12 protein-coding genes are annotated in these 14,491 nt (G+C 56.1%); 9 read left to right on the forward strand and 3 right to left on the reverse strand.

Going from position 1 to position 14,491, the window contains the following annotated elements; all coding sequences use genetic code 11:
- The 3 genes from DOU50_RS03970 to rluA form a co-directional block, all read left to right on the forward strand.
- A partial coding sequence (locus tag DOU50_RS03970; RefSeq protein ID WP_148768865.1) for a DNA polymerase II occupies positions 1–1,158 on the forward strand: 1,158 nt, incomplete at its 5' end.
- A gap of 128 nt (positions 1,159–1,286) precedes the next feature.
- The gene (gene rapA / locus DOU50_RS03975) at positions 1,287–4,193 is read left to right on the forward strand and encodes an RNA polymerase-associated protein RapA (RefSeq protein WP_148768866.1); all 2,907 of its coding nucleotides are present in this window, start codon (positions 1,287–1,289) and stop codon (positions 4,191–4,193) included.
- A 12-nt stretch (positions 4,194–4,205) separates the two neighbouring features.
- Positions 4,206–4,865: a bifunctional tRNA pseudouridine(32) synthase/23S rRNA pseudouridine(746) synthase RluA gene (gene rluA, locus DOU50_RS03980; protein ID WP_008502014.1), complete on the forward strand. Its 660-nt coding sequence runs from the start codon at positions 4,206–4,208 to the stop codon at positions 4,863–4,865.
- A 29-nt stretch (positions 4,866–4,894) separates the two neighbouring features.
- Here rluA and djlA read toward each other — a convergent pair whose 3' ends face one another.
- A complete protein-coding gene (gene djlA, locus DOU50_RS03985) occupies positions 4,895–5,710 on the reverse strand; it encodes a co-chaperone DjlA (RefSeq protein WP_148768867.1) in 816 nt (271 codons plus the stop codon).
- 239 nt (positions 5,711–5,949) lie between these two features.
- Between djlA and lptD the strand changes: the two genes are divergently transcribed.
- From lptD to apaH, 6 genes are read left to right on the forward strand one after another with little or no spacing between them, the layout of a single operon-like run.
- Positions 5,950–8,307: an LPS assembly protein LptD gene (lptD, locus tag DOU50_RS03990; protein ID WP_024907434.1), complete on the forward strand. Its 2,358-nt coding sequence runs from the start codon at positions 5,950–5,952 to the stop codon at positions 8,305–8,307.
- Between the two features lie 53 nt (positions 8,308–8,360).
- Positions 8,361–9,647, forward strand: coding sequence for a peptidylprolyl isomerase SurA (surA, locus tag DOU50_RS03995; RefSeq protein WP_048989666.1), 1,287 nt, complete (start codon positions 8,361–8,363; stop codon positions 9,645–9,647).
- Complete coding sequence (pdxA, locus tag DOU50_RS04000; protein WP_148768868.1) at positions 9,647–10,633, forward strand: 4-hydroxythreonine-4-phosphate dehydrogenase PdxA; 987 nt, start codon at positions 9,647–9,649, stop codon at positions 10,631–10,633. Before surA ends, pdxA begins: the two co-directional genes overlap by 1 nt.
- The gene (gene rsmA / locus DOU50_RS04005; RefSeq protein WP_023310362.1) at positions 10,630–11,451 is read left to right on the forward strand and encodes a 16S rRNA (adenine(1518)-N(6)/adenine(1519)-N(6))-dimethyltransferase RsmA; all 822 of its coding nucleotides are present in this window, start codon (positions 10,630–10,632) and stop codon (positions 11,449–11,451) included. The genes pdxA and rsmA overlap by 4 nt, the downstream gene beginning before the upstream one ends.
- A 3-nt stretch (positions 11,452–11,454) precedes the next feature.
- Positions 11,455–11,832, forward strand: a complete 378-nt coding sequence (gene apaG, locus DOU50_RS04010; RefSeq protein WP_024907431.1) for a Co2+/Mg2+ efflux protein ApaG — start codon at positions 11,455–11,457, stop codon at positions 11,830–11,832.
- Positions 11,833–11,836: 4 nt separating this feature from the next.
- Complete coding sequence (gene apaH, locus DOU50_RS04015) at positions 11,837–12,685, forward strand: bis(5'-nucleosyl)-tetraphosphatase (symmetrical) ApaH (RefSeq protein ID WP_023310360.1); 849 nt, start codon at positions 11,837–11,839, stop codon at positions 12,683–12,685.
- A 38-nt stretch (positions 12,686–12,723) separates the two neighbouring features.
- Here the strand turns inward: apaH and folA are convergent, their stop codons facing one another.
- Together folA and DOU50_RS04025 are read right to left on the reverse strand one after the other, a co-directional pair.
- Positions 12,724–13,203 carry a type 3 dihydrofolate reductase gene (gene folA, locus DOU50_RS04020; protein ID WP_008502023.1) on the reverse strand — a complete coding sequence of 160 codons (480 nt, stop codon included), beginning with the start codon at positions 13,201–13,203 and terminating at the stop codon, positions 12,724–12,726.
- A 114-nt stretch (positions 13,204–13,317) separates the two neighbouring features.
- Positions 13,318–14,491, reverse strand: a 1,174-nt coding sequence (locus DOU50_RS04025) for an NAD-binding protein (RefSeq protein ID WP_194266123.1), incomplete at its 5' end; no start/stop codon positions are given.

Genomic DNA, 14,491 nt, shown 5'->3' on the forward strand with positions numbered 1-14,491 from the left:
AGCCCCGGCGGCTACGTCATGGATTCCCGGCCAGGATTGTATGACTCCGTTCTGGTCCTGGACTACAAAAGCCTGTACCCGTCGATCATCCGCACCTTCCTGATCGATCCCGTCGGGCTGGTTGAGGGCATGGCCCAGCCGGATGATGAGCACAGCACCGAAGGCTTCCTCGGCGCACGCTTCTCGCGGGAAAAACACTGTCTGCCTGACATCGTGGGAAACATCTGGAACGGCCGCGACGAGGCCAAGCGCCACGGTAACAAGCCGCTATCACAGGCGCTGAAAATCATCATGAACGCCTTTTACGGCGTGCTGGGCACCAGCGCCTGCCGCTTCTTTGACCCGCGCCTGGCGTCGTCGATCACCATGCGCGGGCACGAGATCATGCGCCAGACCAAAGCGCTGATTGAATCCCGGGGCTATGACGTCATCTACGGCGACACCGACTCCACCTTTGTGTGGCTTAAGGGCGCGCATTCGGAAGAAGACGCCGCGCAAATCGGTAAAGCGCTGGTCGCCTTCGTGAACGACTGGTGGCAGGAACATCTGCAGAAAGCGCGGTTAACCAGCGCGCTGGAGCTGGAATTTGAAACCCATTTCGCCCGCTTTTTAATGCCCACCATTCGCGGTACCGATCAGGGCAGCAAGAAGCGCTACGCCGGGCTGATTCAGGAAGGCGACGCGCAGCGGATGGTGTTTAAAGGGCTAGAGACCGTGCGTACCGACTGGACGCCTCTGGCGCAGCAGTTCCAGCAGACGCTCTATCTTCGGGTGTTCCGCAATGAGCCCTATCAGGACTACGTGCGCGAGACGATAGCCAGCCTGATGGCGGGCGAACTTGACGCGCAGCTGGTGTACCGCAAGCGCCTGCGCCGCCCGCTGGCGGAGTACCAGCGTAACGTTCCTCCGCACGTACGCGCCGCGCGTCTCGCGGATGAAGAAAACGTACGCCGCGGCCGCGCGCCGCAGTATCAAAACCGGGGGACCATCAAATACGTCTGGACCATTAGCGGCCCGGAACCCGTGGATTATCAGCGTTCTCCGCTGGATTACGAACACTATCTGACGCGTCAGCTTCAGCCGGTTGCCGACGGAATTTTGCCCTTCATCGACGATGATTTTGCTACACTAGTGACAGGGCAACTTGGCCTATTTTGACGCGTGACGAAATGGCTGCCATCCAGTACCATAGCGCCCTTTCCATTCCCGGACCCATTTTTCGATGACCGTCTTTTTTGACGGGGGTCGAACTATTGCCTGCAATTAAAGATTAGAGCCGAACAACTATGCCTTTTACACTTGGTCAACGCTGGATCAGCGATACAGAAAGCGAACTTGGATTAGGAACCGTCGTAGCAATTGATACGCGTATGGTTACCCTCCTCTTCCCAGCCACCGGTGAAAACCGTCTGTACGCTCGCAATGACTCCCCTGTTACCCGCGTGATGTTTAATCCGGGTGACACCGTGACCAGCCATGACGGCTGGCAGCTCAAGATTGAAGACGTAAAAGAAGAGAATGGACTGCTCGCCTACATCGGGACTCGTCTGGACACCGACGAGGCCAATGTCATCCTGCGTGAAGTGCTGCTCGACAGCAAGCTGGTGTTCAGCAAGCCGCAGGACCGCCTGTTTGCCGGGCAAATCGACCGTATGGATCGCTTCTCGCTGCGCTATCGCGCGCGTAAGTTTCAGAGTGAACAGTACCGTATGCCGTGGAGCGGCCTGCGCGGCCAGCGCACCAGCCTGATCCCCCACCAGCTGAACATCGCCCATGACGTGGGCCGTCGCCACGCGCCGCGCGTGCTGCTGGCAGATGAAGTGGGTCTGGGTAAAACCATCGAAGCGGGCATGATCCTGCATCAACAGCTGCTTTCCGGCGCCGCCGAGCGCGTGCTGATTGTGGTGCCAGAAACCCTGCAGCACCAGTGGCTGGTTGAGATGCTGCGCCGCTTTAACCTGCGTTTCTCGCTGTTCGACGACGAACGCTACGCCGAAGCGCAGCACGATACCGACAACCCGTTTGAAACCGAACAGCTGGTGATTTGCTCTCTGGACTTCGTGCGCCGCAGCAAGCAGCGTCTTGAGCATCTGTGCGATGCCGAATGGGATCTGATGGTGGTCGACGAAGCGCACCACCTGGTCTGGAGCGAAGATGCGCCGAGCCGCGAATATATGGCTATCGAGCAGCTTGCCGAACGCGTGCCTGGCGTCCTGCTGCTGACCGCAACGCCGGAGCAGCTGGGGCTGGAAAGCCACTTTGCCCGTCTGCGCCTGCTCGATCCCAACCGTTTCCACGATTTTGAGCAGTTTGTGGAAGAACAGAATAACTACCGTCCGGTGGCGGATGCCGTCGCCATGCTGCTGGCGGGCAAGCGTCTTTCAAATGACGAACTCAACACCCTGAGCGATCTGATTGGCGAGCAGGATATCGAGCCGCTTTTGCAGGCCGCGAACAGCGAGAGCGACAACGCGGAATCCGCGCGCAAAGAGCTGATCGACATGCTGATGGACCGCCACGGCACCAGCCGCGTGCTGTTCCGAAATACCCGTAACGGCGTCAAAGGCTTCCCGAAACGCGAGCTGCACACCATCAAGCTTCCGCTGCCGACGCAGTATCAGACGGCGATTAAAGTCTCCGGCATTATGGGCGCGCGCAAAACCCAGGAAGAGCGCGCCCGCGACATGCTTTATCCGGAACAAATCTACCAGGAATTTGAAGGCGATACCGGCACCTGGTGGAACTTCGATCCGCGCGTGGAGTGGCTGATGGGCTACCTGACCGCGCACCGCTCCCAGAAAGTGCTGGTGATCTGCGCCAAAGCGGCCACCGCGCTGCAGCTGGAGCAGGTCCTGCGCGAGCGTGAGGGTATTCGTGCCGCCGTGTTCCACGAAGGCATGTCCATCGTCGAGCGCGACCGCGCCGCGGCGTGGTTCGGGGAAGAGGACAGCGGAGCGCAGGTTCTGCTGTGCTCGGAAATCGGCTCTGAAGGCCGTAACTTCCAGTTCGCCAGCAACCTGGTGATGTTCGATCTGCCGTTTAACCCGGATCTGCTGGAGCAGCGTATCGGCCGTCTGGACCGTATTGGTCAGGCGCATGATATTCAGATCCACGTGCCGTATCTGGAAAAAACCGCGCAGTCCGTGCTGGTGCGCTGGTTCCACGAAGGTCTGGACGCGTTTGAACATACCTGCCCGACGGGCCGCACCATTTACGATCAGGTGCATGGCGATCTGATCGGCTACCTGGCCGCGCCGGAAAACACCGACGGCTTTGACGATCTGATTAAGTCCTGCCGCGAGAAGCACGACGCGCTGAAAGCGCAGCTGGAACAGGGTCGCGATCGCCTGCTGGAGATCCATTCCAACGGCGGTGAAAAAGCGCAGGCGCTTGCTGAGAGTATTGAAGAGCAAGATGATGACACCAGTCTGATCAGCTTCTCCATGAACCTGTTCGACATTGTCGGCATCAACCAGGACGACCGTGGCGAGAACCTGATTGTCCTGACCCCGTCCGATCACATGCTGGTTCCGGATTTCCCGGGCCTGCCGGAAGATGGCTGTACCATCACCTTCGAGCGTGACGTGGCGCTGTCCCGCGAAGATGCCCAGTTTATCACCTGGGAACACCCGCTGATCCGTAACGGTCTGGACCTGATCCTCTCCGGCGATACCGGCAGCAGCACCATCTCCCTGTTGAAAAACAAGGCGCTGCCTGTCGGCACCCTGCTGGTAGAGCTGATCTACGTTGTGGAAGCGCAGGCGCCGAAACAGCTGCAGCTCACCCGCTTCCTGCCGCCAACGCCGGTCCGCCTGCTGCTGGACAAAAACGGCACGAACCTGGCCGGACAGGTCGAGTTCGAAAGCTTCAACCGACAGCTGAGCGCGGTGAACCGCCATACCGGCAGCAAGCTGGTTAACGCGGTCCAGCAGGACGTGCACGCTATTCTGCAACTGGGCGAAACCCAGATTGAGAAAGCGGCCAGAGCGCTGATTGACGCTGCGCGTAGTGAAGCCGATGAGAAACTGTCTGCGGAGCTGTCGCGTCTGGAAGCGTTAAAAGCCGTCAACCCGAACATTCGTGACGACGAGCTGGCGGCGATTGAAAGTAACCGTCAGCAGGTGCTGGAAAGCCTGAATCAGGCGAGCTGGCGTCTGGATGCCCTGCGTCTTATCGTTGTGACGCATCAGTAAACGGAGCGCAAGATGGTGATGGAGCCTTACAATCCGCCGCAGGATCCCTGGCTGGTCATTCTGTATCAGGATGAACACATTATGGTGGTCAACAAGCCCAGCGGCCTGTTGTCCGTGCCGGGGCGTCTGGATGAGCACAAAGACAGCGTGATGACGCGCATTCAGCGCGATTATCCGCAGGCGGAGTCTGTCCATCGCCTGGACATGGCCACCAGCGGCGTGATTGTGGTGGCGTTAAATAAGGCGGCGGAACGCGAGTTAAAACGTCAGTTCCGCGAGCGCGAGCCGAAAAAGCAGTATGTCGCCCGCGTCTGGGGCCACCCCGCGCAGGCGGAAGGGCTGGTGGATTTACCGCTGATCTGCGACTGGCCGAACCGGCCAAAGCAGAAGGTGTGCTACGAAACCGGCAAGGCCGCGCAGACCGAGTATGAAGTGCTGGAGTATGCGCCGGATAATACCGCGCGCGTCCTGCTTAAACCGATTACCGGACGTTCACACCAGCTGCGCGTGCATATGCTTGCTCTGGGTCATCCGATTCTGGGCGACCGCTTCTACGCGCCGCCTGAAGCGCTGGCCTTAGCGCCACGTCTGCAGCTGCACGCGCAGACGCTCACCATCACCCATCCGGCCTTCGGTAACGCGATGACGTTTAAAGCCCCGGTGGACTTCTAAAAAAAAGCCCGACACCGTCGGGCTTTTTCTTATTTGAAACCTTTCTTCTCTTTAATGAGCTCGTACGCCTTCTGGATTTCCTGCGCTTTTTGCTTCGCCATCTCCATCATTTCTGGCGGCAGGCCTTTCGCGACCAGCTTGTCCGGATGATGCTCGCTCATGAGCTTACGATAGGCACGTTTAATCGTGGTCTGATCGTCAGAGGGCTTTACGCCAAGCACGTTGCAGGCATCTTCCAGCGTCGGTCCACGCTGCGCCTGCTGCCAGGCACCGCCAGACGACTGCTGGTGATAGCCGCCGCCAAACTGCGCCCCGCCCTGCATCATGCGCAGGAACTGGTCGAACTGCATACGGGAGATGCCCAGCTCTTCCGCAATGACGTACAGCACATCACGTTCATTAGGGTGAAGTGAACCGTCGGCGAAGGCCGCCTGGATTTGAATTTCCAGAAACATCCGAATTAAATCAAAACGTCCGAAGCAGATGCTGCGGAACTGACGCATTTTTTCGCGAAGCGGATAGTTATCCGATTTACCGATGCGAAACGCATTTTGCGCTTCCAGACGGGAATCGCCATGCAGGTTCATACGATCCATAAAAACGCTGGCAATCTGAATATCGGCTTCTGTGACACGCCCTTTGGATTTGGTTAAGTGCCCCATCACCTCAAAGGTGGTGGAGAAAAAGAGTGACTGACGCTCGCGCTGATTGGCAAACCAGGCCATTTTGCGGCTGCGCGCCTTATCAAACATATGGCCGATAATAAGTCCAAGCATAATCCCCCAGAACCCGGCACCCATGATGATGGCGAACGCAACGCCGATTATTTTACCCCAATACTGCATATACTCCCCGGATAGTCATATTCCTGGCCGACGCAACGTCATCATCACTGTGTTCAAGTCACGGTCAATTGAAGGACATCGCCTATAATTTGCTTTATCATACTCGTCATTCGATAGCGAGCCTAACACTCTGGCACGCAAACGGGCAGGATTAACGCTGGTACTGCGCAGATGAGTAAGATAGTCTCTGAGCGTTTGTAAGCCGTAGCCACTGATGACGGAACAATAAAATACAACGTATGAAAAAACGTATCCCCACCCTTCTGGCCACAATGATTGGCTCCGCCCTGTATAGTCAACAGGGGCTGGCGGCCGATCTCGCCTCGCAGTGTATGCTTGGCGTCCCAAGTTATAATCGCCCACTGGTGAGTGGCGATACAAATAGCTTGCCGGTAACCATTACTGCCGACAGTTCGAAAGGGACTTACCCTGACAATGCCACGTTTACGGGCAATGTGGATATTAACCAGGGTAATAGCCGCCTGCAGGCAGATGAAGTGCAATTGCACCAGAAGCAGCCGGAAGGTGCGGCCGAGCCGGTACGAACGGTGGATGCGCTGGGTAATGTGCACTATGACGACAATCAGGTCATCCTGAAAGGTCCGAAAGCCTGGTCAAACCTGAATACTAAAGATACTAACGTCTGGGAAGGTGATTACCAGATGGTGGGTCGCCAGGGGCGCGGTGACGCAGACCTGATGAAACAGCGCGGCGAAAACCGCTATACGATCCTGGAAAATGGTACATTTACGTCATGTCTGCCGGGGTCAAATACCTGGAGCGTGGTCGGAAGCGAGGTTATCCATGACCGCGAAGAACAGGTCGCAGAGATCTGGAACGCCCGCTTCAAACTGGGTCCAGTGCCCATATTCTACAGCCCTTATCTGCAGCTTCCCGTGGGTGACAAACGTCGCTCCGGCTTCCTGATCCCAAATGCCAAATACAGCACCACGAACTACTTTGAGTTCTACCTGCCGTATTACTGGAACATCGCGCCAAACATGGATGCGACAATCACGCCGCACTATATCCACAAGCGCGGCAACATCATGTGGGAGAACGAGTTCCGCTATCTGACACACGCTGGTGCAGGTCTGATGGAGCTGGATTACCTGCCGTCGGATAAAGTCTTCCAGGATGAGCATCCGACCGAAGGTAATAAACACCGCTGGATGTATTTCTGGCAACATTCCGGTGTGATGGATCAGGTCTGGCGTTTCAACGTCAACTACACCAAGGTGAGTGACCCGAACTACTTCAACGATTTCTCGTCAAAATACGGTTCGAGTACTGACGGTTATGCCACGCAGATCTTCAGCGCAGGCTATGCGGTGCAGAACTTTGATGCGACAGTAACAAGCAAGCAGTTCCAGGTATTTGATAGCCAAACGGCGAGTACCTATGGCGCTGAGCCACAACTGGACGTTAACTGGTACCAGAATGACGTGGGTCCATTCGACACCCGTATTTATGGTCAGGCGGTGCATTTTGTAAACACAAATTCCAATATGCCGGAAGCCACCCGCGTTCACCTGGAGCCCGTAATCAACCTGCCATGGTCAAATGACTGGGCAAGTCTGAACACGGAAGCTAAGCTGATGGCGACCCACTATCAGCAGAAAAATATCGATGATTACAACGCGAATCCAAACAATACCGGTCACCTGGAAGAATCCGTAAACCGTACGCTTCCGCAGTTCAAAATGGACGGCAAGCTGATCTTCGAACGCAATATGGGTCTACTGGCGGATGGCTATACCCAGACGCTGGAGCCACGTATGCAGTATCTGTACGTGCCTTATCGCGATCAGAGCAATATTAATAACTACGACTCCTCATTACTGCAGTCTGACTATAGCGGCCTGTTCCGCGACCGTACCTACGGTGGCCTTGACCGCATCGCCTCGGCAAACCAGGTAACGACCGGGGTCACATCGCGCGTTTATGATGATGCTGCCGTTGAACGTTTTAACGTTTCTGTTGGTCAAATCTACTATTTCACCGAGTCTCGCACGGGCGATGACAATATTAAGTGGGAGAAAGATAACAAGACAGGTTCGCTGATTTGGGCTGGTGACACCTACTGGCGTATGACCGACCGTTGGGGTCTGCGCGGTGGCGTGCAATATGACACCCGTCTCGACAATATCGCCAACAGTACAGCGGCCATTGAGTATCGCCGGGATGAAGACCGTATGGTGCAGTTGACCTATCGTTATGCCAGCCCGGAATATATTCAGGCCACATTGCCAAACTACGGCAATGGAGAACAGTATAAAGACGGTATTTCGCAGGTCGGTGGTGCAGCAAGCTGGCCAATCGCCGATCGCTGGTCAGTCGTTGGCGCTTACTACTTTGACACCAACACTCATAAAGCAGCTGACCAGATGGTGGGTCTGCAATATAACTCCTGCTGTTACGCGCTGCGTGTCGGTTACGAACGTAAGCTTAACGGCTGGGATACTAACAACAATCAGAGCAAATACGATAACGTGATTGGCTTTAACTTCGAGCTACGCGGCCTGAGTTCCAACTACGGTCTGGGTACGCAGAAAATGCTGCGCTCGAATATTCTGCCATACCGTACTTCCTTGTAATGTGCTTGATTTGCAACGTAATCCGCTTTGCGGTTAATTGAAATGGAAAAAGTATGAAGAACTGGAAAACGCTGCTGCTCGGTGTCGCTATGGTTGCGAATACCAGCTTCGCGGCCCCCCAGGTTGTTGATAAAGTCGCTGCTGTGGTTAACAACGGCGTCGTGCTTGAAAGTGACGTTGACGGTCTGATGAAATCGGTGAAGCTCAATTCGGGCGAAGCCGGTCAACAGCTTCCGGATGACGCCACGCTGCGCCACCAGATTCTGGAGCGTCTGATCATGGATCAGATCGTTCTGCAGATGGGGCAGAAAATGGGTGTGAAAGTCACTGACGAGCAGCTCGATCAGGCGATCGCTAACATCGCGAAGCAAAACAATATGTCTTTAGATCAGATGCGCAGCCGTCTGGCCTATGACGGCATCAGCTACGCCACCTACCGTAATCAGATCCGTAAAGAGATGCTGATTTCAGAAGTACGTAACAACGAAGTGCGTCGCCGCGTCACTATCCTGCCTCAGGAAGTGGAGGCGCTGGCAAAACAGGTGGGTAACCAGAACGATGCGAGCACAGAGCTGAATCTGAGCCACATTTTGATTCCACTGCCAGAGAACCCAACGTCCGATCAGGCTGCGGAAGCAGAAAGCCAGGCGCGTTCTATTGTTGAACAGGCGCGTAACGGCGGCGACTTTGGCAAGCTGGCCATCACCTACTCCGCTGACCAACAGGCGCTGAAAGGCGGCCAGATGGGCTGGGGACGTATTCAGGAGCTGCCATCCATCTTTGCCCAGGCGCTGAGCACGGCGAAGAAAGGGGATATCGTCGGTCCTATCCGTTCAGGCGTGGGCTTCCACATTCTGAAGGTGAACGATCTGCGCGGCCAGAGCCAAAATATCTCCGTCACCGAAGTTCACGCTCGCCACATTCTGCTGAAACCGTCACCGGTCATGACTGACGATCAGGCGCGTGCGAAGCTAGAACAAATCGCTGCAGACATTAAGAGCGGTAAAACCTCGTTTGCGAAGGCCGCAAAAGAGTTCTCTCAGGATCCTGGCTCTGCTAACCAGGGCGGCGATCTGGGCTGGGCGGCTGCGGATATTTACGATCCTGCCTTCCGTGACGCGTTGATGAAGCTGAACAAAGGCCAGATCAGCACGCCGGTCCACTCTTCGTTTGGCTGGCATCTGATCGAGCTGATGGACACCCGTAACGTTGATAAAACGGATGCGGCACAGAAAGACAGAGCCTACCGTATGCTGTTTAACCGTAAGTTCTCTGAAGAAGCAGCCACCTGGATGCAGGAACAACGCGCCAGTGCTTACGTGAAAGTGCTGAGCAACTAATGAAACAGCATCGTGTTGTTATCACGCCCGGCGAACCCGCCGGGATTGGACCTGACCTTGTTGTCCAGCTCGCCCAGCTCAGCTGGCCGGTAGAACTGGTTGTCTGCGCCGATGCAACACTGTTACAAGACCGGGCAACACTGCTCGGTCTGCCTTTAACGCTCATCCCTTACGTTGAAGGCCAACAGCCTGCACCACAGCAAGCCGGTACGCTTACCCTTCTCTCTGTTCCCCTTCGAACGCCGGTCATTCCGGGTCAGCTCAGCACGGAAAACGGCCACTATGTCGTTGAAACCCTTGCGCGCGCCTGCGACGGTTGCCTGAAGGGCGAATTTGCCGCTCTGATTACCGGCCCCGTTCACAAAGGCGTGATCAACGAAGCGGGCATACCGTTTACCGGGCATACGGAGTTCTTCGAAGAGCGCTCGCACAGTCCGAAAGTGGTGATGATGCTAGCGACCGAGGAGATGCGTGTTGCTCTCGTGACAACCCATCTGCCCATTAAGGCCATTCCGGATGCCATCACCCCGGAGCTGCTGCGGGAGATCATCGGGATCCTGCATCATGACCTGCAAACCAAATTCGGCATCAAGCAGCCGCACGTTCTGGTTTGCGGCCTGAATCCACACGCCGGTGAAGGCGGGCACATGGGCACCGAAGAGATCGACACCATTATTCCGGTTCTCAACGAAATGCGGGCGAAGGGGATGAACCTCAGCGGGCCGCTGCCAGCAGATACCCTTTTCCAGCCAAAATACCTGGATAATGCCGACGCCGTGCTCGCGATGTACCACGATCAGGGCCTGCCCGTGCTAAAATATCAGGGCTTTGGCCGCGGGGTGAATATCACCCTCGGTTTACCTTTTATTCGAACGTCCGTTGACCACGGTACTGCGCTGGATCTGGCAGGCCAGGGGAAAGCGGATGTCGGCAGTTTTATTACGGCGCTTAATCTCGCCATCAAAATGATTGTTAATACTCAATGACTAATCGAGTCCATCAGGGCCACTTAGCCCGTAAACGTTTCGGGCAAAACTTCCTTAACGATCAGTTCGTGATCGAAAGCATTGTCTCGGCTATTAATCCACAAAAAGGCCAGGCGATGGTCGAAATCGGCCCGGGCCTTGCCGCACTGACCGAGCCGGTAGGCGAACGCCTCGACGAACTGACCGTCATCGAACTGGACCGCGATCTGGCCGCACGCCTGCAAACGCACCCGTTCCTCGGGCCGAAGCTGACCATCTATCAGCAGGATGCCATGACCATGAACTTTGGCGAACTGTCGGAAAAAATGGGCCAGCCGCTGCGCGTTTTCGGCAACCTGCCGTACAACATCTCCACGCCGCTCATGTTCCACCTCTTTAGCTATACTGATGCCATTGCCGACATGCACTTCATGTTGCAAAAAGAGGTTGTTAACCGTCTGGTTGCAGGCCCGAACAGTAAAGCGTATGGTCGTTTAAGCGTGATGGCACAATATTACTGCAACGTGATCCCGGTACTCGAAGTACCGCCGTCAGCGTTCACACCACCACCGAAAGTGGATTCAGCGGTTGTTCGCCTTGTGCCGCACAAGACGAAACCGTATCCGGTTAAAGATCTGCGCGTACTGAGCCGCATTACCACAGAAGCCTTTAACCAGCGCCGTAAAACGATCCGTAACAGCCTGAGCAATTCGTTTACCGTAGAGGTGTTAGCCGAGCTGGGGATCGACCCGGCAATGCGTGCGGAGAATATTTCCGTAGAGCAGTACTGCAAGCTGGCTAATTACATCAGCGATAATGCGCCGCCGAAGGAGAGTTAAGCCATGATTGATTCGCCCCGCGTATGTGTCCATGTACAAAGCGTCTATGTTGAATCACAGTCCTCTCCGGACGAAGATCGTTTTGTTTTCGCTTATACCGTGACCATTCGCAATCTGGGGCGGATGCCCGTGCAGCTGCGCGGGCGCTACTGGCTTATCACTAACGGCAATGGCCGCGAAATTGAAGTTCAGGGCGAAGGTGTGGTCGGTGAACAGCCCCACATCGCCCCTGGCGAAGAGTACCAGTACACCAGCGGCGCGGTAATTGAAACGCCGATGGGTACCATGCAAGGCCATTATGAAATGGTCGACGTCGATGGCAACGGATTCCGCGTTGCCATTCCTGTGTTCCGTCTCGCCGTTACTACACTCATTCATTAATCTAATGTCTACATATCTGATTGGCGACGTTCACGGTTGCTACGATGAACTGATCGCATTGTTAAAACAGGTCGACTTTACGCCAGGACAGGACACGCTCTGGCTGACGGGCGATTTAGTTGCGCGTGGCCCCGGCTCCCTTGAAGTATTACGTTTCGTCAAATCGCTGGGCGACAGCGTGCGCATGGTGCTGGGTAACCACGATCTGCATCTGCTGGCGGTTTTCGCCGGGATCAGCCGCAACAAGCCTAAAGATCGCCTCACACCACTGCTGGATGCGCCGGACGCGGACGATCTGATTAACTGGCTGCGCCGTCAGCCCCTGCTGCAGATCGACGAAGAGAAAAAGCTGGTCATGGCGCATGCCGGGATCACGCCACAATGGGATCTTGAGACGGCGAAAACCTGCGCGCGTGACGTTGAGGCGGTGCTGGCGAGCGACTCGTATCCTTTCTTCCTCGATGCCATGTATGGCGATATGCCGAACCACTGGAGCGAGGATCTCAGCGGTCTGGCCCGCCTGCGCTTTATCACCAACGCGTTCACCCGCATGCGTTTCTGCTTCCCGAACGGGCAGCTGGATATGTATTCCAAAGAGACGCCGGAAAGCGCGCCCGCCCCGCTGAAACCGTGGTTTGCCATTCCGGGACCGGTGACCAGCGAGTACAGCGTGGTATTTGGTCACTGGGCAGCACTGGAAGGAAAAGGAACGCCGGAAGGGATTTACGGTCTGGATACCGGATGCTGCTGGGGTGGGGAGTTAACCTGCTTACGCTGGGAAGATAAAGCTTACTTTGTGCAGCCGTCCAACCGACAGCTGGACTTAGGAGAAAGTGAGGCCGTTGCCTCCTGATAATGATTCCCTCTCCCGGCCGGGAGAGGGAAAATCACTTAACGACGTTCCAGAATCTCGAAGCAGTAGCTGTGAGAGTTCTGTGCATCCGCGTCGTGGAATTCGCTGAATACCGATTCCCACTCGTCCGGATCGTAGTCCGGGAAATGGGTATCCCCTTCCACTTCTGCATCAATGTGGGTCAGATACAGCTTCTGCGCTTTTGGCAGGAACTGCTCGTACACGCGCCCACCGCCAATCACCATAATCTCTTCGGCATTGCCGCATGCAGCAATCGCCTCGTCTACTGATTTTACCCATTCGACGCGATCGTCAGTGCCTGGCTGGCTGCTGATAACGATATTCTTACGGCCCGGCAATGGACGACCAATCGACTCCCAGGTCAGGCGGCCCATCACTACCGGCTTGTTTAACGTAGTACGTTTAAACCATGCGAGATCGGCAGGCAGGTTCCACGGCATGGCATTTTCCATACCGATAACGCGGTCCACCGCCAGCGCTGCAATCAGACTGATCATTGAAAATTTCCCGGATGCAAAAAATTGCCGCCACTATACGGAAAGCTTAATCTTTCGTCGACTGGCGGCAGGGTAAAGATAAAGAAATTTTTTAATATTGCTGGCAACTCCACTTCACGCGGAAGGTTTACTCTCGGGCTCGTCAGCCGGATCGCCGGTATGCTTGCCCTCTTCCGTGCCCTGCCAGCCATGGCGCTGGATCAGCGACAGGTGGTTACGGTCCTCGTTAATGATTTCCGTCAGCATCGCGCTGGTGCGTTTAAACACCGCCGCGCGCTCGGTGGCCGTACTGCCCGCCATCGCCGCCATCTCTTCAACCATCTCGGTATTAAAGCGACGGAACAGGTCCGCCCGTTCGCGCGCTTCGTACGCGCCAAGCCCCAGGTTTTCCAGCGCCATACGGCCAGACTTCAGCGCACCTTCGAACGTTTCACGCTCCGGTGCGTCTACGCCCGCCTGTCGCAGCCTGATGTAGTGATCCACATCGCGCGCGCGGGAGATAATGGTCAGTTCCGGGAAATGCTCTTTAACCAGTTCCACCATCTGCATGCTGGTCTCCGGATCGTCAATGGCGTTAATCAATACCTCGGCTTTTGCCGCCCCGGCGGATTCCAGCAGATCGACGCGGGTGGCATCCCCGTAAAACACCTTCATATCAAATTTACGCAGGGTATCGACATGGTCGGGATCGTGATCGAGGATGACCATCTTCACGCCGCTGGAGAGTAATAAACGCCCGACGATCTGCCCGTAGCGACCAAATCCGGCGATGATGACGCGCGGCTGCTCCTCATCAATCTCATCGGCTTCGCGCTCCTGCTCGCTGTCCGATTTTTCCAGACGCGTCAGCACCACCAGCAGCACAGGCGTCGCCGCCATCGACAGTGCGACCGCCAGCGTCAGCGCTTTCGCCCACTCGGGATCGAGCACGTTTGCCATCTGCGCGGCGCCAAAGACCACGAACGCAAATTCACTCCCCTGCCCCAGAAGCACGGCAAACCAGCGGCGCTGCCTGGTCGGCACGTTTAATGGACGCGCAATCAGCCACAGCATCACCATTTTAATGATCAGGAAGCCGACGAGCAGGATGACGATCCGCAGCGGGTGCGTCACCAGCGTGCCGAAGTCGACGGACATCCCCACACCAATGAAAAACAGCCCCAGCAGCAACCCTTTGAACGGCTCGATATCGCTTTCCAGCGCGTGACGGTATTCAGAACTCGCCAGCAGAACGCCTGCGAGGAACGCCCCCATCGCCATCGACAGCCCGGCCTCTTCCAGCAGCAGA

Origin of the sequence: Enterobacter sp. C6 (assembly GCF_008122455.1) — a bacterium.
GTDB classification, from domain to species: Bacteria; Pseudomonadota; Gammaproteobacteria; order Enterobacterales; family Enterobacteriaceae; genus Enterobacter; species Enterobacter pseudoroggenkampii.

Excerpts from the sequence above, each read along its gene's own strand:
- apaH (WP_023310360.1), top strand. The coding sequence starts at position 11,837 with ATGTCTACATATCTGATTGGCGACGTTCACGGTTGCTACGATGAACTG.
- apaG (WP_024907431.1), top strand. The coding sequence starts at position 11,455 with ATGATTGATTCGCCCCGCGTATGTGTCCATGTACAAAGCGTCTATGTT.
- djlA (WP_148768867.1), bottom strand. The coding sequence starts at position 5,710 with ATGCAGTATTGGGGTAAAATAATCGGCGTTGCGTTCGCCATCATCATG.
- lptD (WP_024907434.1), top strand. The coding sequence starts at position 5,950 with ATGAAAAAACGTATCCCCACCCTTCTGGCCACAATGATTGGCTCCGCC.
- rluA (WP_008502014.1), top strand. The coding sequence starts at position 4,206 with ATGGTGATGGAGCCTTACAATCCGCCGCAGGATCCCTGGCTGGTCATT.
- rapA (WP_148768866.1), top strand. The coding sequence starts at position 1,287 with ATGCCTTTTACACTTGGTCAACGCTGGATCAGCGATACAGAAAGCGAA.
- surA (WP_048989666.1), top strand. The coding sequence starts at position 8,361 with ATGAAGAACTGGAAAACGCTGCTGCTCGGTGTCGCTATGGTTGCGAAT.
- rsmA (WP_023310362.1), top strand. The coding sequence starts at position 10,630 with ATGACTAATCGAGTCCATCAGGGCCACTTAGCCCGTAAACGTTTCGGG.
- pdxA (WP_148768868.1), top strand. The coding sequence starts at position 9,647 with ATGAAACAGCATCGTGTTGTTATCACGCCCGGCGAACCCGCCGGGATT.
- folA (WP_008502023.1), bottom strand. The coding sequence starts at position 13,203 with ATGATCAGTCTGATTGCAGCGCTGGCGGTGGACCGCGTTATCGGTATG.